The organism is Maritimibacter sp. 55A14 (assembly GCF_003122205.1).
Lineage (GTDB): Bacteria > Pseudomonadota > Alphaproteobacteria > Rhodobacterales > Rhodobacteraceae > QEYE01.
Genome location: NZ_QEYE01000033.1, coordinates 1 through 20,268 on the forward strand (window position 1 = coordinate 1; position 20,268 = coordinate 20,268).

Genomic DNA, 20,268 nt, shown 5'->3' on the forward strand with positions numbered 1-20,268 from the left:
CAAGCCTATCCGATACGACAAGCGCCGCTACAAACGACGCAACAGGATCGAGATCATGTTCGGACGCCTGAAGGACTGGCGTCGCATCGCCACCCGCTACGACAGAAGCCCGACGGTTTTCCTCTCACCCATCGCGCTCGCTGCCACCGTCTTGTTCTGGCTGTAAATCAATGAGTCTGGAGCCTACACAGTCTTTGGTAACTGTCCTCATGGGGAACACGTTTCCCTCAGTAGAGATTGGATTCCTTTCCAAAGTGGAGATCCAGAACAGATACTGGATGCTTTGAGTGAGCTGGCGTGGAGATTCAGGAAATAGAAAATGGACAGACAGTGAAATGAGGGCATTTTCCAATGTCAGACAACAGCCTGAACCCGCAACCGGCTAACGCAGGCTCTCCATCGGCAGGCGGCCCAGGCCCGCGCCTTCCAGCGAGGTGACGTAGAGCGTGCCGTCCACCGCCTGCGCGCCGGTGACGATGGACAGCGTGGCGCCGCCGGTGTCGTGGAAGCTCTCCAGCACCCGGCCCCCTGCATCGAAGCGCGCCAGGATCGCGTGGCGCGCGGGCGCGGGGCGCACCCATGGTCCCAGCCGCCAGATCACCTTGCGCAGAAAAGGGTAGGGCATCAGCGCCTCCGCCAGCCCCAGCCGGGGCGAGGCGAAGCCGACCCAGTAGGTGCCGTCGCCCTGGGCCTGGATGTTGTCGGGATAGCCCGGCAGGTTCTCCATGAAGGGCTCCGCCGTGCCGGACTTCGGGCCGGTCAGCCACAGCCGGTGGATCGCGGCGCGCCCGGTCTCCGCCACCATCAGGAAATCCTCCCCCGGCGACAGCGCCAGCCCGTTCGCATAGCTCAGCCCGTCGAGCAGGATCTCCAGCTTTCCGTCGGGGCTGCGCCGCGCGACGAAGCCGCTCCGGCCCTGTTCCCATATCTCCATCACCGAGGTCGGCTTGGTCCCGCCCAGCGTCACGGGGTCGAAGCGCTGCGAGGAGGAGGAGAAGTAGATCGTGCCGTCGCGCGCCACAGCGAGCTGGTTGGCGTAGAGGATCGGCGTCTCGTCGATGCGCTCGGCCAGCAGTTCCGCGCCGCTGCCCTCGCGCCAGCGCAGCAGCCCGCGATAGCTGTCGGCGATGACCAGCCCGCCATCGGGATGCGGCTCCAGGCCCAGCGGGCGGCCGCCCAGATCGGCCACTTCCTCCAGCGCGCCGTCCCGGAGGCGGTAGAGCCGGCCTTCCGCGTCCGTGGTCCAGACCGTGCCGTCGGCGGACACGGCCAGGTCCTCGGGGCCATGCGCGCCGCCGGGCAGTGCGATCAGGTCGGCACCCGCCAGCGCCTCGTTCGGGACGAACACGCCGGTCAGGTCCGGCGCAGGGTCGGGCCGGTAGGGCCGGGGCTCCATCGGAACGGGCGCGAAGAGCAGGTAGGCGAGCCCGGCCAGCAGGCAGAGCAGAAGGACACGGCGCATGGAAGTCTCCGGATTGGCTGCGCGGCGATCCTGACCGGGGCAGCGGACCGGCGCAAGCCTTGACCCGCGCGGACGCGCGTCCGATAGCTGTGGACGAAGGAGACACGCCATGCCCGGACCGCGCCTGACCGACCTTGCCGACAGCCTGCCCTCGACGGTGCCGTTCGTCGGCCCCGAGGCGCAGGAGCGCGAGACCGGGCGCGCCTTCCACGCGCGGCTGGGGGCCAATGAATGCGTTTTCGGCCCGGCCCCGCAGGCGATCGAGGCGATGGCGCAAGCGGCGCGCGATGTCTGGAAATATCCCGATGCGCTCAGCCACGATCTGCGCGCGGCGCTGGCCGCGGGGCTGGGTGTCGCGCCCGGCAATGTCATGGTGGGCGAAGGCATCGACGGGTTGCTCGGCTATCTGGTCCGGCTGACCGTCGCGCCGGGCGACCCGGTGGTGACGTCGGACGGCGCCTATCCGACCTTCAACTACCACGTGGCGGGATACGGCGGCATGTTGCACAAGCTGCCCTATGCCGGGGACCATGAGGACCCGGATGCGCTGATTGCGCGGGCGGCGGAGACCGGTGCGAAGCTGATCTATTTCTCCAATCCCGACAATCCGATGGGCACCTGGCACGACGCGGCGCGGATGCAGCGGATGATCGAGGCGGTGCCCGAAGGCACGCTACTGGTGCTCGACGAGGCCTATCTGGAATTCGCCCCCGAGGGCACCGCGCCGCCGGTCGATCCGGACGATCCGCGGGTCATCCGGATGCGCACCTTTTCCAAGGCCTACGGCATGGCCGGCGCGCGGGTGGGTTACGCTATCGGGGCCGAGCCGCTGATATCCGCCTTCAACAGGATCCGCAACCATTTCGGCATGTGCCGCATCAGCCAGGAGGGGGCGCTGGCGGCCTATGGCGCGCGGGACTGGCTGGCCGAGGTGCAGACCCGCATTGCCGCCGGGCGCGAACGCATCGCCGCCATCGCGGCCGCCAACGGGCTGGCGGCGGTGCCCTCGGCGGCGAATTTCGTGGCGGTGGATTGCGGTGGCGACGGCGCCTTCGCGCGTCGGGTGCTGGACGAGCTACTGGCCCGCGGCATCTTCGTGCGGAAGCCCTTTGTGGCGCCGCAGGACCGCTGTATCCGTGTCTCGGTGGGCCGGCCGGAGGAACTCGACCTTCTGGAAACCGCGCTGCCCGATGCGCTGGCGGCCGCACGGGGCTGACCCGGCGGCGCCTGGGTGGCTTTCCTTTCGCCGCATACGCGGTAGACTTTGTCCCAAGGGGGCGGCAGAGGGAGTCGCGCGATGTATGAGCGTCACACGACCGAGGTCGAGGATTTCACCAGGCCGTTTCTGGTGATGGCCTTCGTGAACCTGTTTTCCGGCTTTTTCGTGATCTGGGCGATCTTCGGGCTGCCGGTGGTGCTGTTCCTGGCGGCGCTGCTCAATCTGGGGATCGGTCGCATCCAGCGCAGCTGACCGGCGCTCAGTCGACGAGCGCGGTTGCGGCGGCCTCCAGCGCACCGCGCCCGTGGTCGAGCCCCAGCGCGCAGAGCCCGGCCTCGATCGTGCCCAGCGCGCCCAGCACCATATGCGCGTTGACATGGCCCATATGAGCGATGCGGAAGAAGCCGTGCCAGGCCGGGTCGCCCGGCGGCGCCATGCCCAGCCCGATGCCCAGCGTCACGCCGGCCTCGCGTTCCAGCCAGTCACGCAGGGCGGTACCGTGCGGCGATTGCAACGCGACCGAGGTCACGGCATGGCTGCGATGCGCCGGGTCGGAGACGTTGAGCCGCAGCGAACCGGCCGCCGACCAGGCGTCGCAGGCCGCCCAGACCGCGCGCGCCAGCCGCGCGTGGCGGGCGAAGACCGCGTCCATGCCCTCCTCGTGGATCATGGTCAGCGCCGCGCGCAGGGCGAAGATATGGTGGGTCGGCGCGGTACCGCCGAAATACTGATAGAACATCTCGGGCTCGGTGCGCGGGCGCCAGTCCCAGTAGATGCTGGCCATCTCGGCGCGTGCGCGCGCGGCTTCGGCCCGCGGCCCGAAGAAAACGAAGCCCAGCCCCGGCGGGGTCATCAAACCCTTCTGGCTGGCCGCGACCATCAGATCGACGCCCCAGGCATCCATCTCGAACCGGTCGCAGGCAAGGCTGGCGATGCAGTCCACCATGAAGAGCGCGGGATGCCCGGCCGCGTCGATCGCCGCGCGCAGCGCCGGGATGTCGTTGAGCACGGTGGAGGCGGTGTCGGCATGGGTGCAGAGCACCGCGCGGATCTCGCCCCCGGCATCGGCGCGCAGGCGGTCTTCCAGCCGGGCGGGATCGGCGGGCGCGGAATTGCCGAAATCCATCACCTCCACCTCGGCGCCCAGCGCCGCCGCGACCTCGCCCCAGCCGATGGCGAAGCGGCCCGTGGCCAGTACCAGCACCTTGTCGCCGCGCCGCAGCGTGTTGGCCAGCGCGGCTTCCCAGGCGCCGTGGCCGTTGGAAATATACATCGCAACCTTCCCGCCGGTGCGCGCCACCGCCTGAAGATCGGGCACCAGGCTCGCGACGGTTTCAACCAGTTCGCCTGCATAGATGTTGGGGGCGGGGCGGTGCATGGCGGCAAGCACCCGGTCGGGCATCACCGAGGGACCCGGAATGGCGAGATAGGGACGGCCGTGGCGCAGGGACATGGGGCGGCTTCCTCGACTGGTTGCGCAAAGGGATATGTCCGCCACGGGAGGGCGTCAATCGCCTGTGTGCGGCGGGGTTACGTAGGGGAAGGCGACCACCCGGCTCCGGATTGAGTTTTACAAAAAGGTAAGGCTCACCCTACACTGCGCGCTGGTGAGGTATCGTGTCTCTGCCGCGGACCCGTGCCGGCATCGGGCCGCCGGGTTGCGGCACCTTGCAGGTGGTAACTGCGCTTATGGGAAGAATTCGTTGAAACGGGCGGACGCAGACGCATCTCTTGCCCCAGCCGCGACGGAGCGCCGGGACCGTGTCGCGCTCTGGACCCATGACATCCGCGCTGCGCTTTCGGATGTGATCGGCGGATTGCGCCTGATCGACGAGACCGCGCTGGACGCCGCCGGGCGCTTGCAGATGTCGCGGGTCCGCAGTTCCGGCGAAGCCTTGGCGCGGCTGCTGGACAGTGCCTTGCGCGCGCTGCCCGGCGAGGTCGCGCTGAGCCAGGGCGAGCCCGGCAACACCAATCTGTGCCGTTTCCTGACCGTGCTGGCGGATCGCTGGACGGGCCACGCGGCGGCCAAGGGGCTCGATTTCGAGCTCGACCTGTCGGAGCATCTGCCGCAGGTCATCCGGGTGGAGCGCACGGCGCTGGAACGCGCGCTCGGCAATCTGCTGGCCAACGCGGTGAAGCATACCCGGCGCGGCAAGGTCCGTCTGCGGGTGGAACTGTGCGAAAACGACGATCTGTGTTTTGTGGTCTTTGACGACGGGCCGGGCTTCGACCGCGACTTGCTGGCCTGGATGGACGGATTGCAGCGCGGCTCGGCCATGCCCGGACCTGAAGAGCCCGGCGCGCCGGGGTTGGGGTTGCGCATCGTGGCTCAGATGGTCGGCCTGCTCGATGGCCGTCTGGAGGCGGCGAACCGCGACGGCGGTGGCGCGGCGGTGGAAATCCTCTTGCCCGGCAGCGTCTGGCGGGGACCCGCCGGCAATGCCGCGGACGCGGCGACCGGAATGGCCGATCTCGCCGATCTCAGGGTGCTGGTGGCCGACGACACCGCGACCAACCGCTTCCTGGCCGCCCGGATGCTCGATGTCCTCGGAGCCGAAGTCGTCTGCGTGGGCGACGGCGCGCGGGCGCTGGCGCTGCTGGATCAGGAGCGCTTCGATCTGGCGCTTCTGGATATCGACATGCCGGGCATGAGCGGGCTGGAGGTGATCGAGGCCGTGCGCGCCCGCCACGACGGGCTGGAGCGGCTGCCGCTGGTCGCGATGACCGCCTATGAGACCCGCGACTGGCGCCGGACGATCTACGACGCCGGGGCGGACGGCATCGTCTTCAAGCCGATCACCGATGCCGCGCATTTCGCCACCGCGCTGAGGGATTTCCACGAACGCAGCCTCTATCGCCGCGGCGCCGGCGACCCGGCACAGGGCGCATCCGGCGTGCTGGTGGACCGCGCCGTCTTGGACGGGCTGCTGGAAATGACCGGGCCGGAGATGCGCGAGGAGTTGTTGGGCAAGGTCGCGGATGATCTGCGCGCGGTGCGCGACAGCCTGAGCCGCGCGGCCTCGCGCAGCGATGCGGAGGAATGCCGGGCCCAGACCCATGTGCTGGTCGCCGTGGCGGGCGCCGTCGGGGCGCTCGGCCTTCAGGCCGACGCGCAGCTTCTCAACGCCGCCGCCCGCCGCGCCGAGACCGAGGCGCTGCCGCGGCTGGCCGCGCGTTGCCTCGCCGGCATCGCCGGGCTGCTGAATGTCGTCGCGGAGGAGCGGCGAAAGGCCGTATCGGAATGACCGGGCCGCATCCGCTTTTGCTGATCGAGGATACGCCATCGTTGCAGATGGTCTATGCGGCGGTGCTGCGCGCGGCGGGCCATGAGGTGAAGCTTGCAGGTACCGCGGCGGAGGGGCTCGACCAGTTCCAGGCCTTGAAGCCGCCGATCGTGCTTCTCGACCTGATGCTGCCGGACCGCGACGGGCTGGCGCTGATGCGCGACTGCCTTGAAGAACGCCCCGAGACGCGCTTCCTCGTCATCACCGCAGATGGTTCGATCAACCGCGCTGTGGAGGCGATGCGCGCCGGTGCCCACGATTTCCTGGTCAAACCTTTCGACGAGACCCGCCTGCTCAGCGCCGTGGAGAATGCGCAAGCCACCCTGGCGCGCGCGCCCGCCGGTCCCGACCTGAGCGGCGGCGGCCCGGTTGATTTTCACGGTTTTATCGGCTCCTCGCCGGAGATGCAGGAACTCTACCGCAGGATCAGCTCCATTGGACGGTCGCTGGCCACGGTCTTCATTTCCGGCGAAAGCGGCACCGGCAAGGAGGTCTGCGCGCAGGCTATCCACGATCTATCAAACCGCGCCAACCGGGCATTCGTGCCTCTGAACTGCGGCGCGATCCCGCCCGACATGCTGGAGAGCGAAGTGTTCGGGCACCTGCGCGGCGCTTTCCCCGGTGCCATTTCCAACAAGCTGGGCGCGGCGGCGGCGGCGGATGGCGGCACGCTCTTTCTCGACGAGGTCTGCGAGATGGACCTCAACCTTCAGACCAAGCTGCTGCGTTTCCTCCAGACATCGACAATCAACCCGGTCGGCGCCGCCAACCCGACCAAGGTGGATGTGCGCATCATCTGCTCCACCAATCGCGACCCGCTGGACGAGGTCCGCAAGGGCCGCTTCCGAGAGGACCTCTTCTACCGGCTGCACGTGGTGCCGGTCCACCTGCCGCCGCTGCGTGATCGCGGTGAGGACGTGATCGAGATCGCTGAGCATGTGATCGGCCGAATGGCCGCCGAGGAAGGTCGCGATTTCAGTGGGTTGTCGCCCGCCGTTCAGGCAATCTTCCGCAGGCTTCCCTGGCCCGGAAATGTCCGGCAGATGCTCAATGTCCTGCGCAATGTGGTGGTGCTGCATGACGGCCCGCGCGTGACCGAGGAGATGTTGCCGATCGAGTTGCTGCATGCCGACGAGGCCGTCGAGTCCGGCACCGAGCCGCGCGAGGCTCGGCCGCCGGGGCTCGACGGGCTGATCGGGCGCAGCCTGGCGGAGATCGAAAAGCTCGTCATAGAGGAGACGATCGCGCGCTATGGCGGCGTGCCCAAGGCGGCGCGTGTGCTCGACGTGTCGCCCTCGACGCTTTACCGCAAGCGCAAGGGGTGGGAGTGCTGACTGCGGCCCGCGGGATCTTGCACGGCGCCCGGCTTGCGCGCAGGATCGCCGCATGACCGCTGATGACGACGCCCTTTTCCAGGCCGCGCACCGCGCCCGCGCGAACGCCCATGCGCCCTATTCGGGCTTTCCCGTCGGGGCGGCGCTGCGCAGCGCGTCGGGCGAGATTTTCGCCGGATGCAATGTCGAGAACGCCGCCTATCCCGAAGGCTGCTGCGCCGAGACCGGTGCCATCGCCGCGATGGTCGCCGCGGGCCAGCGTTCCATCGCCGCCGTATTGGTCCTGGCCGACAGTCCCGATCCGGTCACGCCCTGCGGCGGCTGCCGGCAACGGCTCGCGGAATTCGCCGGACCCAGCCTGTCTGTGTTCCTGGCCGGTCCCGAAGGCGTGCGGGAGTGCACGACGTTGGGCGCGCTCTTGCCCGGCGCCTTCGCGCGCACCCATCTGGCGCGTGGCTGAAAGTGGAGGCGCGCGCCATCATCGCCGCCAAGCGCGACGGCAAGGCGCTGACGCAAGCGCAGCTCGACTGGTTCGCGACGGGGCTGGCCTCGGGCGCGGTCAGCGACGCGCAGGCCGGGGCCTTCGCGATGGCGGTGCTGCTCAACGGGCTCGACGGGGACGAGCGCGTGGCGCTGACCCGTGCGATGCGCGACAGCGGCGAGGTGCTGGACTGGGATCTGCCGGGACCAGTGCTCGACAAGCATTCCACGGGCGGCGTCGGCGACGCGGTCTCACTGGTGCTGGCACCCGCGCTGGCGGTGGCCGGGGCGTTCGTTCCGATGATCTCGGGCCGGGGGCTGGGCCATACGGGCGGCACGCTCGACAAGCTCGAGGCGATTTCGGGCTACCGTACCGATCTGGACGCCGCGGCGCTGGCCTGCGTGACCCGCGACGTGGGCTGCGCGATCACGGGGGCTGGCGCGCGGCTGGCGCCGGCAGACCGGCGGCTTTACGCTGTGCGCGACGTCACCGCGACGGTCGAAAGCCTCGACCTGATTACCGCCTCGATCCTCTCCAAGAAACTCGCGGCGGGGCTCGACGGGCTGGTGCTCGATGTCAAATGCGGCTCCGGTGCCTTCATGGTCGACGAGGATGCCGCCCATGCACTGGCCCGCTGCCTGGTCGACGGGGCCAAGGGGGCGGGATGCCCGGCTCGCGCGCTCATCACCGACATGAACGAGCCGCTGGCGCGTTCGGCGGGCAATGCGCTGGAGGTAGCCAACGTGATCGGCCTGCTGACCGGGGCGGAGGTGGACGCGCGGCTCTGGGATGTGACGGTCGCGCTGGGCGGCGAGGCGCTGGCGCTGGGCGGTCTGGCCGCAGATGCCGAGGCCGGCGCGGCGCGGATCGCCGAAATCCTGAGCTCCGGCGCAGCGGCGGAGCGGTTCGCACGGATGGTTGCCGCGCAGGGCGGCCCGACCGATCTGCTGGAGGCTCCGGACAGGCACCTGGCCCGCGCCCCCGTTGTGGCCGAGGCGACGGCCGGGACGCGCGGTTTCGTCACCGCCATAGACACCCGCGCGTTGGGCGCGGCCGTGGTCGCGCTGGGCGGCGGAAGGCGGGTGGAGACCGACAGGATCGACCCTGCGGTAGGGCTCGACAACCTGGCCGGCATTGGCACCTCGGTGGCGCCCGACACGCCGCTGGCGCTGGTCCATGCCGCCGATGCCGCGTCCGCCGAGGCCGCCGTCGCCACGCTTCGCGCGGCCTATACCATCGGCCCCGTCCCGGAGGAGCCCGCCGATCTGATCCGGGCGCGGATCGCGTGACCGGGCGGGGGCTCTGATGGGCCGGGCGTTTCTCATCGTGCTCGATTCGGTGGGCTGCGGCGGCGCGCCGGACGCCGCGGAATACGGCAATGCCGGCGCCAATACGCTCGCCCATATCGCGGTGGCCTGCGCGGAGGGCCGGGCCGAGGCGGGCCGCAGCGGGCCGCTCCGCCTTCCGCATCTCGATGCGCTGGGGCTGGGGGCGGCGGCGCGGCTGGCCTCGGGCGCGGCGGTGCCGGGGCTGGATACGGAGCCGCGCGGGCGCTGGGGCGCGGCCACGGAAATCTCGCCCGGCAAGGACACGCCCACCGGACACTGGGAACTGGCCGGGGTGCCGCTGCCCTGGCGCTGGCACGTCTTCCCCGATACAGAGCCCGCCTTTCCCGCCGAACTGACGGCGCGGATCTGCGCCGAGGCGGGCACCGAGGGCATTCTGGGCGACTGCCACGCCTCGGGCACCGAGATCGTCGCGCGGCTGGGGGCGGAGCATCTGCGCAGCGGCTGGCCGATCTGCTATACCTCCGCCGACAGCGTCCTGCAGATCGCCGCGCATGAGGATTGTTTCGGGCTGGACCGGCTGCTGGGGCTCTGCGCCGCGCTGGCGCCTGAGGTTCACGCGATGCGGGTGGGCCGCGTCATCGCGCGGCCCTTCACCGGCACGCCCGAGACGGGCTTCACCCGCACCGCGAACCGCCGCGACTTCGCCATGCCGCCGCCTGCGCCGACCATGCTGGACCGCGCGCAGGCAGCAGGTTGCCGGACCGTGGCGCTGGGCAAGATCGGCGACATCTTCTCGGGCCGCGGCATCGACGAGACGGGGCCAAAGGGCGACGACGCCGCGCTCTGGGGCCAGATCGAGCGGCAGGCGGAAACCGCCCCGGACCGCGCCCTGGTCTTCGCCAACCTGGTGGAGTTCGACAGCCTCTATGGTCACCGCCGCGATGTGTCGGGCTATGCCCGCGCATTGGAACGTGTGGACGCGGCGCTGCCGGGGCTCCTGCAACGGCTCCGGCCCTGCGATCTGCTCTGCCTCACGGCCGATCACGGCAATGACCCGACCTGGGCCGGCACCGACCACACGCGGGAACGGGTGCCGGTACTGATCGCCGGAGCGGGGGCCGGGACGCTCGGCCTTTGCGCCTTCGCGGATGTGGGGGCGAGCCTGCTGGCCCATCTGGGCGTCGCGCCGGGGACGGCGGGCCGCGACCTGCTGGGCAGAGCACCACTTGGCGGGCTGGACCCGGCCCCGCGTCCGGTCTAATCACGATGCCATGGAGACGCGCCGCCTTCCCAAGATCGAGCTGCACCTGCATCTCGAAGGGGCCATGCCGCCGGGCCTGGCCCGCGCGCTGGCGGCGGAGAAGCGTATCGACATCTCCCGTGCCTTCGACGCCTCGGGCGGCTATGCGTTTGCGGATTTCGCGGGCTTCCTGCGGGTCTACGAGGCCGCGGCCTCGGTCCTGCGCGGTCCCGATGATTATGCGCGCCTGACGGCGGTCGTGGCGGCGGATCTGGCCGAACAGGGCGTGATATATGCCGAGATGTTTATCGCGCCCGAATTCTGCGGCGGTGGCGACCCGTCGGCCTGGCGCGAGCACCTGGCGGCGATCCGCGAGGCCGCCGAGACGGCGCAGGCGCAGGGCGGCCCGATCCTGCGCGGCATCGCGACCGCGGTGCGCCATGCCGGGCGGGCGGCGTCGCGGGTCGCCGCCCAAGCCGCTGCCGGGACGGCCGAGGATTTTCTGGTGGGCTTCGGGCTGGCCGGGGACGAGACCGCCGGCCGCCCCGCCGATTTCGCCTGGGCCTTCGACTGCGCGCGCGAGGCCGGGCTGGGGCTGACCGCCCATGCGGGGGAATGGTCCGGGCCGCAGGCGATCCGCGACACGCTGGCCGCGCTGCGCCCGGCGCGGCTGGGCCATGCGCTCTCGGCGTTGCGCGAGCCTGCGCTGGTCGACACGCTGGCCGCCGACGGCATCGTGCTCGAGCTTTGTCCGGGTTCCAATATCGCGCTGGGGGCGGTCGCGTGCTGGGCGGACCACCCGATCGCGGCATTGCGCGACGCGGGGGTGGCGGTGACCGTCTCCACCGACGACCCGCCTTTCTTCGGCACTGACATGAGCCGCGAATTCACCCGCCTGCACGACACGTTCGGCTGGGACGAGCCCGATTTCCGGGCGATCACCGAAACCGCCGCCCGCGCGGCCTTCTGCGACGCGGCGACCCGCGCGCGGATCCTGAAAACACTGGAGGAAACCGGATGAGCGAGCACCTGACCATCGTCAATCACCCGCTGGTGCAGCACAAGCTGACGCTGATGCGCAAGAAGGATACCTCGACGGCGGTGTTCCGGCAGCTCCTGCGCGAGATATCGCAGCTTCTGGCCTATGAGATCACCCATGACCTGGCGCTGACCATGACCACGGTGGAAACCCCGCTGATGGAAATGGAGGCCCCGGTTCTGGCGGGCAAGAAGCTGGCACTGGTCTCGATCCTGCGGGCCGGGAACGGGCTGCTCGACGGGGTGCTGGAGCTGATCCCCTCGGCGCGGGTGGGCTTCGTCGGGCTCTACCGGGACGAGGCGACGCTCCAGCCGGTCAAATACTATTTCAAGGTGCCGACCGAGCTGGCCGACCGGCGGGTGATCGTTGTCGATCCGATGCTGGCCACCGGCAATTCCTCGGCTGCCGCGGTGTCGATGCTCAAGGAAGCGGGCGCGCGCGACATCCGGTTCCTGTGCCTGCTCGCCGCGCCCGAAGGCGTCGCCCGGATGGCCGAGGCGCATCCCGACGTGCCCATCGTCACGGCGGCGCTGGACGAGCGGCTGAACGACAAGGGATATATCCTTCCGGGACTAGGTGATGCGGGCGACCGCATGTTCGGTACTAAATAAGCCAGTTTATTCTTTACGGACTCGAAACAATCCGGCATCCTGCGCTCAATAATAATGAGGGCAGTCATGCAGTATCTTCGGGTGGTCCTGATCGCCGCCTGCGTCGCATCCGGCGTGGCGGCGCCGGGTGCGGCGCAAACGCTCCGCAATGTCGACGGGCCGGCGGAGCGGCCGCCGGCCAGCTTTACCGGCGGCCAGTATGTGGACAGCAGGGGCTGCGTCTTCCTGCGCGCGGGCTATGGCGGCGAGACGAACTGGGTGCCGCGCGTGGACCGGCAGCGCCGGTTGCTCTGCGGCCGCAAGCCCAGCCTGGCCGCCGCCCCGGCACAGACGGTCCCGGCACAGGCCGCTCCGAAATCCGCGCCCGCGCGTCCCGGTCGCGCAGAATTTGCCGCCGCCTGCGCGGGGGCGGCTCCGGGCGAGCGCCGAAGTCTGAAACGGGGCGGCACGCTCTACAAGCTTCGCTGCGGCACGGCTCCGGACGCGCCCCGGACAGCTGCGGCCTCCGCGCCTGCACCGGTTCCGGCCGCCACGCCCGCCCCTGCGCCGGCGCCCGTTTCCGGCAAACCCAGCGCCGCGCAGATCGCCGCCGCCTGCAAGGGGGCGAGCCCGCTCAGCACCCGCTACATGTGGCAGGGCAGCACGCGGTTCAAGATACGCTGCGGTCCGCAGCGCGAGCATCCCGCCGCGGTGGCGCGCACGCGGGGCGAGGCGGCACTGAAGCGCGGGGTCGAGCCTGTCTCGGGCCGTGTCGCGCAGGACCCCGCGCGGTTGCGGCTCCGCGTGCCGGAGGGCTACCAGCGCGCCTATCCCGAAGGCCGCCTCAACCCCTATCGCGGGATCGGCACGCCGGAAGGGCAGGCGCAGATGGAGGCGATCTGGACCAACACGGTCCCGCGCCGTCTGGTCCGCAAGCCGGTGCGCTACGCGCTGGCCCCCGGCGCCGCGCCGCACGCCTCGTCCAAGTCGCCCTGGAGCCGCTGACCCGAGAAGGGCTTGGCGCAGCGCCCCGCCTGAGGTATGGCGGGTGTGGCCGCCGAGTCCTTGATGCCCCCTTCTGTCGGCCGCCGCGACCACGCGCCCGAAGGGGGCCGTCCACCTGACGGAGCGGTGCGGCATGACCGACATTCTTATCCGGGGCGCGCGATGCGTCCTGACCATGAACGACGCGCGGGACGAGATCGCCGGCGGCGACATCCTGATCCGCGCTGGGCAGATCGCAGCGGTGGGTGCGGACCTCGCCCGCGCGGCGCCGGGGGCCGAGGTTCTGGACGCCACCGGCTGCGTCGTGACGCCGGGGCTGGTGAACACGCATCACCATCTCTACCAGACGCTGACCCGCGCCGTGCCGGGCGGGCAGGACGCGCTGCTCTTCGGCTGGCTCCGGACGCTCTATCCGATCTGGGCGCGTTTCGGACCCGAAGAGATGCGCGTCTCCGCCCTGACCGGGCTGGCGGAACTGGCGCTTTCGGGCTGCACGCTGAGCTCGGACCACCTCTATCTCTATCCCAACGGCGCGCGGCTCGACGACACGATCGACGCGGCGCGCGAGGTCGGGCTGCGCTTTCATCCCACCCGCGGGGCAATGTCCATCGGCGAGAGCCAGGGCGGCCTGCCGCCCGACGCTCTGGTGGAGCGCGAGGCGGATATCCTGGAGGACTGCATCCGGGTGATCGACGCCTTCCACGACCCCGCGCCGGGCGCGATGATCTGGGTGGGCGTGGCGCCGTGCTCGCCCTTCTCGGTCAGCCGCGAGCTGATGCGCGACACGGCGCTCCTGGCGCGCGACAAGGGGGTGATGCTGCACACCCACCTGGCCGAGAATGCCGAGGATGTCGCCTATAGCGAGGCGCAGTTCGGCTGTCGGCCGGGGCAATATGCCGAGGACCTTGGCTGGACCGGGCCGGATGTCTGGCATGCCCATTGCGTGCAGCTCGACGCGGGAGAGATCGGGCTTTTCGCGCGCTCGCGCACCGGGGTGGCGCATTGTCCCTGTTCCAATTGCCGGCTCGGCTCGGGCATCGCGCCCGTGCGTGCGATGCTCGATGCGGGCGTGCCGGTGGGGCTGGGGGTCGACGGATCGGCCTCCAACGACAGCGGCAACCTGGCCGCCGAGGCGCGTCAGGCGATGCTCCTGCAACGGGTGGCGCGCGGCGCCGACGCAATGAGCGCACGGGACGCGCTGGCGCTGGCCACGCGGGGCGGAGCGGCGGTGCTGGGGCGCGACGATTGCGGGCAGATCGCGGCGGGTTTCCGCGCCGATCTGGCGCTCTGGGATGTCTCGGGCATCGAGAGCGCGGGTAGCTGGGATCCGGCCGCGCTGCTCCTGGCCGGGCCGCAGCGCGTGCGCGATCTCTTTGTCGAGGGGCGCCGGATCGTGGCCGATGGGCGCCTGACGACCATCGACCTGACCGACACCGTCGCGCGTCAGAACCGGCTCGCCGCGCGGCTGGCCGGGTAGGAGGCCGGGGTCGGGGACCGCCCCGCGCGCCACGCGGTGAGGCACATGGCTGTGCGCGCGGGTCCGTCCTGGGGTCAGGTTCCGAAACCCTGACGCGATACGGTGATGGCCCGTAGCGCAGGTTCGACGGATGCCCACGCGCGGAATCGAGACCTAATGCCGCCACGCGATCGCTAAGCCGCCCCAACGGGCTGGAGGGCGCGCGGCCCGGCACCAAACGTGCCCGTGACCGCAAGTGGCCATGAGTTGCAACTCAATGGAAGGTCGCTCTAGGATTGCGCGTGTCGCAACCTGAAGAAGTCATATGATCCTGCGTTCGATCCCCCTCCTTGTCTTTCTGTCCCTGGCGGGCTGTTTTGCGGTCGTCCCGGTGCCGGTGCCGTCCGGCTCGTCCTCGGGCGGCGCGGTGCCCCCGCCGGTCGAGGTCGCGGGCCAACGCGACACCACGGCGCGGCTCAACGAACTGCGCGGACAGCGCGGTGTGCGGGCGCTCAAATCATCGGCGCATTTGCAGCGCATCGCCCGCGGCCATGCCGAGGACATGCGGCAGCGCGGATACCTCTCCCATGTCAGCCCGGATGGCGGAACGCTGCAACAGCGCCTGCGCGCCGGCGGCTACCGCTACTGCTGGGCGGCGGAGAACTGGTTCAAGGGTCGTGACGGCGCCCGCGGCGCGGTGCGTTGGTGGATGAACTCGCCGCCCCACAGGGCAAACATGCTTAATCCCAAGGCGCGCGAATACGGGCTCGCGCAAGCCGGCGACATCTGGGTGATGGTGCTGGGCGCGCGGGCCTGCTGAGGCTCTTGGTCAGCCGACCGCTCGCCCGGCGACCCAGACCTGCGCGACCGCGCGGTCGTCGCCCATCATGATCGTGGGAAAGACCGCCTCCCACAGCGTCCCGGCCTCGGCCGCGCGCTGCGCGATGGCTGGCGTGGAAGCAAGGTCAAGCGCCACCAGATCGGCCTCCGCCCCGATCGCCAGCCGCCCGATCCGGTCCTCAAGATGCAGAACCCGCGCTGCGCCCCCGGTCGCCAGCCACAGAAGCTCGGCCGGGTGAATCGGTGTGCCCGCAAGCTGGCCGATCTCGTAGGCCGCGGCCATGGTGCGCAGCATTGAGAAGGACGACCCGCCGCCGGTATCGGTGGCCAGCCCTACGCGCTGGCGTTCGGCCACTGCGCGGCCCATGTCGAAAAGCCCCGATCCGATGAAAGTGTTGGAGGTCGGGCAATGGACGAGGCCCGCGCCGGTTTCCGCCAGCCGTGCGCGCTCGCGGTCGGTCAGGTGGATCGCGTGGCCGTAGACGCCGCGCCCGCCCAACAGGCCGAATTGCTCGTAGGTGTCGAGATAATCACGCGCGCCGGGGAAGAGGCCCAGCACCCATTCGATCTCGTCGGTCTGTTCGCTGAGATGCGTCTGCATCAGGCATTCCGGATGCTCGGCCCAGAGCGCGCCCAGCGCGGCAAGCTGATCGGGCGTCGAAGTGGGCGAGAAGCGCGGCGTGATCGCATAACCCAGCCGCCCCCGCCCGTGCCATTTCTCCAGCAGGCGCTTGCTGTCGTCATAGGCCGATTGCGGCGTGTCGCGCAGGCCCTCGGGCGCGTTGCGGTCCATGCAGGTCTTGCCCGCGACGATGCGCATCCCGCGCGCCTCGGCCGCCTCGAAAAGCGCCTCGGCGGAGCCGGGGTGGATCGTGCAATAGGACGAGACGGTGGTCGTCCCGTGCGCCAGCAGCAGGTCCAGGTAGCGCGCCGCGATGTGTGCGGCATGGTCCGGATCGGCGAAACGCATTTCCTCGGGGAAGGTATAGTCGTTGAGCCAGTCGATCAGCCGCTTGCCCCAGCTCGCGATCATCGCGGTCTGCGGATAATGTGCATGGGCGTCCACGAAACCCGGCAGGATCAGGGCCTTGCCCATGTCCCGCACCTCTGCATCGCGGTGGCGGTGGCGCAGATCCTCGGCGCCGCCCAGATCGGCGATCCGCCCATCCTCCACCAGCACGCCTCCGCGCCCGTCGAAGCGGGTGGCGGCCTCGATCCCGACCTGAAACGGGTCGTCGGTGAAGGCCAGCGTCTGGCCGAGGATCAAGGTGCGCGGCGGCATGGGCAGGGTCCTTTGCGGTGTCGTGCGCCAACCTAACGGATCGTGCCGCCGGTTGCTTTGCGGAAATGCAGGATGCGCCTTCTTTCGATGCCATAAATTCCGCCCGCCGTGCCGGTTCCGGCCTGTTGCTCCGGCAGGCGCTTCGCTAAGGTGGCTGCGAAACCGGGGCAGGGCGCAGCACGAGGGAGGCCGCGATGACCGAGGAGCCGCTCGATCAGGAAACGCAGGCCGACGAGGACGGCTACGCCGACGACGCCTATGTGCTGGACAACCGCAAGGTGGACCAGATCCTTGAGGCGGTGGAAAACGCCGACCTGGAGGGCCTGACGGAACTGCTGGAGCCGTTCCACGCCGCCGATATCGCGGACCTTCTGGAACAGATCGGCAGCAGCGAGCGGCGCGAGCTCCTGGCGCTCTGGCCCACCGCAATCGACGGCGAGGTGCTCTCGGATCTGGACGAGAGCCTGCGCGAGGAGGTGATCGAGTACCTGCCGCCCGACGTGTTGAGCGCGGCGGTGCGCGGGCTGGAATCCGACGACGTGGTCGATCTGGTCGAGGATCTGGAGGCACCTCAGCAGGGCATCATCCTGGGCGCGCTGGAAGAGGCTGACCGGGTCGCCGTCGAACAGGCGCTGAGCTATCCCGAAGACACCGCCGGGCGTCTGATGCAGCGCGAACTGGTGATGGCGCCGACCTTCTGGACGGTGGGCGACGCCATCGACTACATGCGCGCACAGGAGAAACTGCCGGAGCGGTTCTATCACGTGATGATGGTCGACCCGCGCCAGCGCGTCCTGGGGCAGGTGTCGCTGGGCCAGCTCATGGCCTCGCCGCGCGCCACGCCGCTTTCGGAGATCATGGACGAGGATTTCCGCACCATCCCGGTGACCCAGAGCACCGAGGACGTGGCCTATGCCTTCAACCAGTACCACCTGATTTCCGCGCCGGTCGTCGATGCCGAAGAGCGGCTGGTGGGCGTGATCACCATCGACGACGCGATGATCGTACTCGACGAGGAGGCCGAAGAGGACATCCTGCGCCTCGCCGGCGTGGGCGACAGCAGCCTGTCGGACCGGGTCTGGGAAACCGCACGGGGCCGGTTCACCTGGCTTTTCGTCAACCTGATCACCGCGATCCTGGCCTCGGTCGTAATCGCGCAATTCGAGGACACGATCGCGGTGTTCGTGGCGCTGGCCGTACTGATGCCGATCGTGGCCTCGATGGGCGGAAATGCCGGAACCCAGTCGATGACCGTGGCGGTGCGCGCGCTGGCCACCAAGGACCTGACCGGGTCGAACCTCTGGCGGGTGGTCCGGCGCGAGGCGGTCGTGGGGCTGCTCAATGGCGGGGCCTTCGCGATGATCATGGCGGTGGTGGCAGTGCTCTGGTTTGGGCAACCGATGCTGGGCGTGGTGATCGCGCTCGCGATGGTCATGACGCTGGTGGCCGCGGCGCTGGGCGGGATCGTGATCCCGATCCTGCTGGACCGGTTCGGCATCGACCCGGCGCTGGCCTCGGGGCCGTTCGTGACCACAGTGACCGACGTGGTGGGGTTCTTCGCCTTCCTCGGGCTGGCGGCGGTGATCCTGCTCTGATCCCGGCATTTGGCGCCCGCGCAGGTTGGGTGTAGGCTGATCTCCTGATGCAATCGGATGGAGGGTCAGGACCATGTGTGATCATTGCGTGATCGAGAACGTCAAGCGGCGGATGCTGTCGCGCCGCGACCTCTTCAAGGCTGCGCCCGCGGCGGTGGTGGCCGGTGCGGGGCTGGGGGCGGGGGCGTTGCCGGCGCTGGCGCAAGGCGCGCAGAGCGTGGTCGACATGACCCATGTGGTCGACGCCGATTTCCCGACCTATTTCGCCAAGCCCGGCATCGCGATGAGCAAGGAGTTCGATTTTGCCGAAAACGGCTTCAACCTGTTCTCGATGACGGTCAACGAGCATACCGGCACCCATGTGGATGCGCCGCTGCATTTCTCGGCCGACGGGCGGGCCGTGCACGAGATCCCGGTGGAAAACCTGATCTGCCCGCTCTGCGTGGTCGATATCCGCGAGAAGGCCGACGCTGATGCCGACGCGACGCTGACGCCCGACGACCTGAGGGCCTGGATTTCGGCACATGGCGAGATCCCGCAGGGCGCCTGCGTGGCGCTCAACTCGGGCTGGCAGGCGCGGCTCGGCGGGCCGGGATTCCGCGGCGCCGATGACGATGGCGTGCAGCATTATCCCGGCTTCCATGTGGAGGCCGCGCAGATGCTGATCGAGGAGACCGGCGCGATCGCCCTCGCCACGGACACGCTGTCGCTCGATATCGGGGCGAGCCAGAGCTTCGACACCCATTACGCCTGGCTGCCGACCAACCGCTACGGGATCGAAAACCTCGCCAATCTCGATCAGGTTCCGGCCGGCGGCGCGACGCTGATTGTTGGCGCGCCCAAGCACCGTGGCGGTTCGGGCGGGCCGGCCCGGATCATGGCGCTGGTCTGAGCCCGCGGCTCAGCGCATCCAGAAATTCTCTTTCTTGATGCGGTTGCGGATCGCCTGTTCGCGGCGCGGGAGGTTGTCGCGGTCGAAAAGCGCCCGGACCTTGTGGCCGCGGCGCTGGTAGATCATGCGTTTGAAGGCCTCGTGTTCCTTGAGCACCTTCTTGACGCGGTTGGGCGCGGCCACGCGCTCCAGCACCTCCACCACGCGGTCGGATTCGCGCGCATAGAGCAGCGGCAGCACCCGCCAGTGGCAGCTCACCGCGCCGTCCAGCAGCCCGCGCGGGATCGTGTCGCGCCCGCCGCCCAGCCGGTGGATGACCAGCGGCAGTGCGATCTGGTCGAGCCAGGGGTCGAGCGACTGGCAGACCAGTTCCGGCGGCGGCGCGTCGCGGATCTCCCGGCTGTATTTCAGGAAATAGCGGTGGAATTTCTGCGGGTCGGAATGGAAGAACCAGCCGGCGTTGAAATAGAGATACCGCTCCCAATGCTCGTCGGGCTGGGTCGGGTCCAGCGAGGTTTCGAATTTCAGCCGGAACTTGCGGTAGAGCGACTTCCACGTCGCCGTGTATCCGGGGCCGTAGAGCTGGATTTCCGGCCAGGTGTTGTCGCGCTTCATCGAGGCGGTCGGGCGGTCGAAATCAAAGGGCACGCGCGCCAGGCTGTCGAGGAAGAGCGTGTCGGTGTCGAAGAAGACGAAGGGCATGCGCGCGGGCAGGGCGGCCAGCCCCTCGATCTTGTTGCCGTAGGGGTAGTCGGCGCCGAAGACGGTGCTCTCGAACGGCGCGATCTCGGCGCCGAACTCCTGCTCCAGCAGCGCGCGGACATGGGGCGCGATGCGCGGGTCGCGGTCCCATCGCGGCCCCGGCTGCGGCTCCATGAAGACCAGCCGTCCGGCAAAATCGGGATTGGCGGCGCGGAACGAGGCGGCGAAGAGCACGGCCTCATATTGCAGCCGCCCAGCCTGCGCGACGGCGCAGACGGTACAGGAGGGGGGCGCGTCGGTCTTGCCTGCCATGCTTTGTCCCTGCGGGCGCTGCTCTGGCCGGCAGTATAGCCGCAGATCGCGGCGGGGAAAGAGGCGGGGGGTGTTGCCTGACCGCGGGAAACCGAAAGGTGATCTGGAAGGATAGGTGGCTAGGGTCAGGACTCATAGCCAATAGATGACGGTTGCGGCGAGTGCGATGGCGGAGAGGAATACCTTCGGGCATCGGTCATATCGGGTTGCGACCCGTCGCCAGTCTTTGAGCCTACCGAACAT

19 protein-coding genes and 1 pseudogene are annotated in these 20,268 nt (G+C 69.5%); 15 read left to right on the forward strand and 5 right to left on the reverse strand.

Annotation, left to right across the window (positions count from 1 at the left end; genetic code table 11):
- Positions 1 to 166: transposase (locus DDZ14_RS18145; RefSeq protein ID WP_146193186.1), on the forward strand; the 166-nt coding region annotated here is incomplete at its 5' end.
- Positions 167 to 382: 216 nt separating this feature from the next.
- On the opposite strand, the gene DDZ14_RS18150 is transcribed toward DDZ14_RS18145, so the two are convergent.
- The gene (locus DDZ14_RS18150; RefSeq protein ID WP_109426397.1) at positions 383 to 1,462 is read right to left on the reverse strand and encodes an SMP-30/gluconolactonase/LRE family protein; all 1,080 of its coding nucleotides are present in this window, start codon (positions 1,460 to 1,462) and stop codon (positions 383 to 385) included.
- A 109-nt stretch (positions 1,463 to 1,571) separates the two neighbouring features.
- Between DDZ14_RS18150 and DDZ14_RS18155 the strand changes: the two genes are divergently transcribed.
- Together DDZ14_RS18155 and DDZ14_RS19910 are read left to right on the forward strand one after the other, a co-directional pair.
- Positions 1,572 to 2,678, forward strand: a complete 1,107-nt coding sequence (locus DDZ14_RS18155) for a pyridoxal phosphate-dependent aminotransferase (protein WP_109426398.1) — start codon at positions 1,572 to 1,574, stop codon at positions 2,676 to 2,678.
- A gap of 81 nt (positions 2,679 to 2,759) precedes the next feature.
- Entirely contained in the window at positions 2,760 to 2,933 is a 174-nt protein-coding gene (locus DDZ14_RS19910; protein WP_199221374.1) for a hypothetical protein, read from the forward strand.
- A 7-nt stretch (positions 2,934 to 2,940) separates the two neighbouring features.
- Here the strand turns inward: DDZ14_RS19910 and DDZ14_RS18160 are convergent, their stop codons facing one another.
- A complete protein-coding gene (locus DDZ14_RS18160; protein WP_109426399.1) occupies positions 2,941 to 4,134 on the reverse strand; it encodes an alanine--glyoxylate aminotransferase family protein in 1,194 nt (397 codons plus the stop codon).
- 250 nt (positions 4,135 to 4,384) lie between these two features.
- On the opposite strand from DDZ14_RS18160, the gene DDZ14_RS18165 reads away from it, so the two are divergent.
- From DDZ14_RS18165 to DDZ14_RS18210, 10 genes are all read left to right on the forward strand, one after another.
- Positions 4,385 to 5,929, forward strand: a complete 1,545-nt coding sequence (locus DDZ14_RS18165) for a response regulator (protein WP_146193187.1) — start codon at positions 4,385 to 4,387, stop codon at positions 5,927 to 5,929.
- Positions 5,926 to 7,302 (forward strand): sigma-54 dependent transcriptional regulator, encoded by a 1,377-nt coding sequence (locus tag DDZ14_RS18170; protein ID WP_109426401.1) that lies wholly within the window; start codon positions 5,926 to 5,928, stop codon positions 7,300 to 7,302. Before DDZ14_RS18165 ends, DDZ14_RS18170 begins: the two co-directional genes overlap by 4 nt.
- A gap of 52 nt (positions 7,303 to 7,354) precedes the next feature.
- Positions 7,355 to 7,762: a cytidine deaminase gene (locus DDZ14_RS18175; protein ID WP_109426402.1), complete on the forward strand. Its 408-nt coding sequence runs from the start codon at positions 7,355 to 7,357 to the stop codon at positions 7,760 to 7,762.
- Between the two features lie 2 nt (positions 7,763 to 7,764).
- On the forward strand, positions 7,765 to 9,072 hold the full coding sequence (locus DDZ14_RS18180; protein ID WP_109426403.1) for a thymidine phosphorylase: 1,308 nt from the start codon (positions 7,765 to 7,767) through the stop codon (positions 9,070 to 9,072).
- A 16-nt stretch (positions 9,073 to 9,088) separates the two neighbouring features.
- Positions 9,089 to 10,333: a phosphopentomutase gene (locus DDZ14_RS18185; RefSeq protein WP_109426404.1), complete on the forward strand. Its 1,245-nt coding sequence runs from the start codon at positions 9,089 to 9,091 to the stop codon at positions 10,331 to 10,333.
- Positions 10,334 to 10,343: 10 nt separating this feature from the next.
- Entirely contained in the window at positions 10,344 to 11,333 is a 990-nt protein-coding gene (add, locus tag DDZ14_RS18190) for an adenosine deaminase (RefSeq protein ID WP_109426405.1), read from the forward strand.
- The gene (gene upp, locus DDZ14_RS18195) at positions 11,330 to 11,962 is read left to right on the forward strand and encodes a uracil phosphoribosyltransferase (RefSeq protein ID WP_109426406.1); all 633 of its coding nucleotides are present in this window, start codon (positions 11,330 to 11,332) and stop codon (positions 11,960 to 11,962) included. The genes add and upp overlap by 4 nt, the downstream gene beginning before the upstream one ends.
- Before the next feature lie 66 nt (positions 11,963 to 12,028).
- Positions 12,029 to 12,946, forward strand: a complete 918-nt coding sequence (locus tag DDZ14_RS19795; RefSeq protein WP_158275563.1) for a hypothetical protein — start codon at positions 12,029 to 12,031, stop codon at positions 12,944 to 12,946.
- A 133-nt stretch (positions 12,947 to 13,079) separates the two neighbouring features.
- Positions 13,080 to 14,423: an 8-oxoguanine deaminase gene (locus DDZ14_RS18205; RefSeq protein ID WP_109426408.1), complete on the forward strand. Its 1,344-nt coding sequence runs from the start codon at positions 13,080 to 13,082 to the stop codon at positions 14,421 to 14,423.
- A 304-nt stretch (positions 14,424 to 14,727) separates the two neighbouring features.
- Positions 14,728 to 15,222 (forward strand): CAP domain-containing protein, encoded by a 495-nt coding sequence (locus tag DDZ14_RS18210; RefSeq protein WP_109426409.1) that lies wholly within the window; start codon positions 14,728 to 14,730, stop codon positions 15,220 to 15,222.
- A gap of 9 nt (positions 15,223 to 15,231) precedes the next feature.
- Here DDZ14_RS18210 and guaD read toward each other — a convergent pair whose 3' ends face one another.
- Positions 15,232 to 16,524 (reverse strand): guanine deaminase, encoded by a 1,293-nt coding sequence (gene guaD / locus DDZ14_RS18215; protein ID WP_109426410.1) that lies wholly within the window; start codon positions 16,522 to 16,524, stop codon positions 15,232 to 15,234.
- Positions 16,525 to 16,718: 194 nt separating this feature from the next.
- Here guaD and mgtE point away from each other — a divergent pair, with 194 nt between their 5' ends.
- On the forward strand, positions 16,719 to 18,119 hold the full coding sequence (gene mgtE, locus DDZ14_RS18220; RefSeq protein ID WP_109426411.1) for a magnesium transporter: 1,401 nt from the start codon (positions 16,719 to 16,721) through the stop codon (positions 18,117 to 18,119).
- Between the two features lie 73 nt (positions 18,120 to 18,192).
- The gene (locus DDZ14_RS18225) at positions 18,193 to 19,011 is read left to right on the forward strand and encodes a cyclase family protein (RefSeq protein WP_109426412.1); all 819 of its coding nucleotides are present in this window, start codon (positions 18,193 to 18,195) and stop codon (positions 19,009 to 19,011) included.
- A 9-nt stretch (positions 19,012 to 19,020) separates the two neighbouring features.
- Here DDZ14_RS18225 and DDZ14_RS18230 read toward each other — a convergent pair whose 3' ends face one another.
- The gene (locus DDZ14_RS18230; protein WP_109426413.1) at positions 19,021 to 20,025 is read right to left on the reverse strand and encodes a hypothetical protein; all 1,005 of its coding nucleotides are present in this window, start codon (positions 20,023 to 20,025) and stop codon (positions 19,021 to 19,023) included.
- Positions 20,026 to 20,157: 132 nt separating this feature from the next.
- A pseudogene (locus tag DDZ14_RS18235) lies at positions 20,158 to 20,268 on the reverse strand (IS5/IS1182 family transposase); the annotation flags it as partial.

Excerpts from the sequence above, each read along its gene's own strand:
- DDZ14_RS18150 (WP_109426397.1), bottom strand. The coding sequence starts at position 1,462 with ATGCGCCGTGTCCTTCTGCTCTGCCTGCTGGCCGGGCTCGCCTACCTG.
- DDZ14_RS18155 (WP_109426398.1), top strand. The coding sequence starts at position 1,572 with ATGCCCGGACCGCGCCTGACCGACCTTGCCGACAGCCTGCCCTCGACG.
- DDZ14_RS19910 (WP_199221374.1), top strand. The coding sequence starts at position 2,760 with ATGTATGAGCGTCACACGACCGAGGTCGAGGATTTCACCAGGCCGTTT.
- DDZ14_RS18160 (WP_109426399.1), bottom strand. The coding sequence starts at position 4,134 with ATGTCCCTGCGCCACGGCCGTCCCTATCTCGCCATTCCGGGTCCCTCG.
- DDZ14_RS18170 (WP_109426401.1), top strand. The coding sequence starts at position 5,926 with ATGACCGGGCCGCATCCGCTTTTGCTGATCGAGGATACGCCATCGTTG.
- DDZ14_RS18175 (WP_109426402.1), top strand. The coding sequence starts at position 7,355 with ATGACCGCTGATGACGACGCCCTTTTCCAGGCCGCGCACCGCGCCCGC.
- DDZ14_RS18185 (WP_109426404.1), top strand. The coding sequence starts at position 9,089 with ATGGGCCGGGCGTTTCTCATCGTGCTCGATTCGGTGGGCTGCGGCGGC.
- add (WP_109426405.1), top strand. The coding sequence starts at position 10,344 with ATGGAGACGCGCCGCCTTCCCAAGATCGAGCTGCACCTGCATCTCGAA.
- upp (WP_109426406.1), top strand. The coding sequence starts at position 11,330 with ATGAGCGAGCACCTGACCATCGTCAATCACCCGCTGGTGCAGCACAAG.
- DDZ14_RS19795 (WP_158275563.1), top strand. The coding sequence starts at position 12,029 with ATGCAGTATCTTCGGGTGGTCCTGATCGCCGCCTGCGTCGCATCCGGC.
- DDZ14_RS18205 (WP_109426408.1), top strand. The coding sequence starts at position 13,080 with ATGACCGACATTCTTATCCGGGGCGCGCGATGCGTCCTGACCATGAAC.
- DDZ14_RS18210 (WP_109426409.1), top strand. The coding sequence starts at position 14,728 with ATGATCCTGCGTTCGATCCCCCTCCTTGTCTTTCTGTCCCTGGCGGGC.
- guaD (WP_109426410.1), bottom strand. The coding sequence starts at position 16,524 with ATGCCGCCGCGCACCTTGATCCTCGGCCAGACGCTGGCCTTCACCGAC.
- mgtE (WP_109426411.1), top strand. The coding sequence starts at position 16,719 with ATGACCGAGGAGCCGCTCGATCAGGAAACGCAGGCCGACGAGGACGGC.
- DDZ14_RS18225 (WP_109426412.1), top strand. The coding sequence starts at position 18,193 with ATGTGTGATCATTGCGTGATCGAGAACGTCAAGCGGCGGATGCTGTCG.
- DDZ14_RS18230 (WP_109426413.1), bottom strand. The coding sequence starts at position 20,025 with ATGGCAGGCAAGACCGACGCGCCCCCCTCCTGTACCGTCTGCGCCGTC.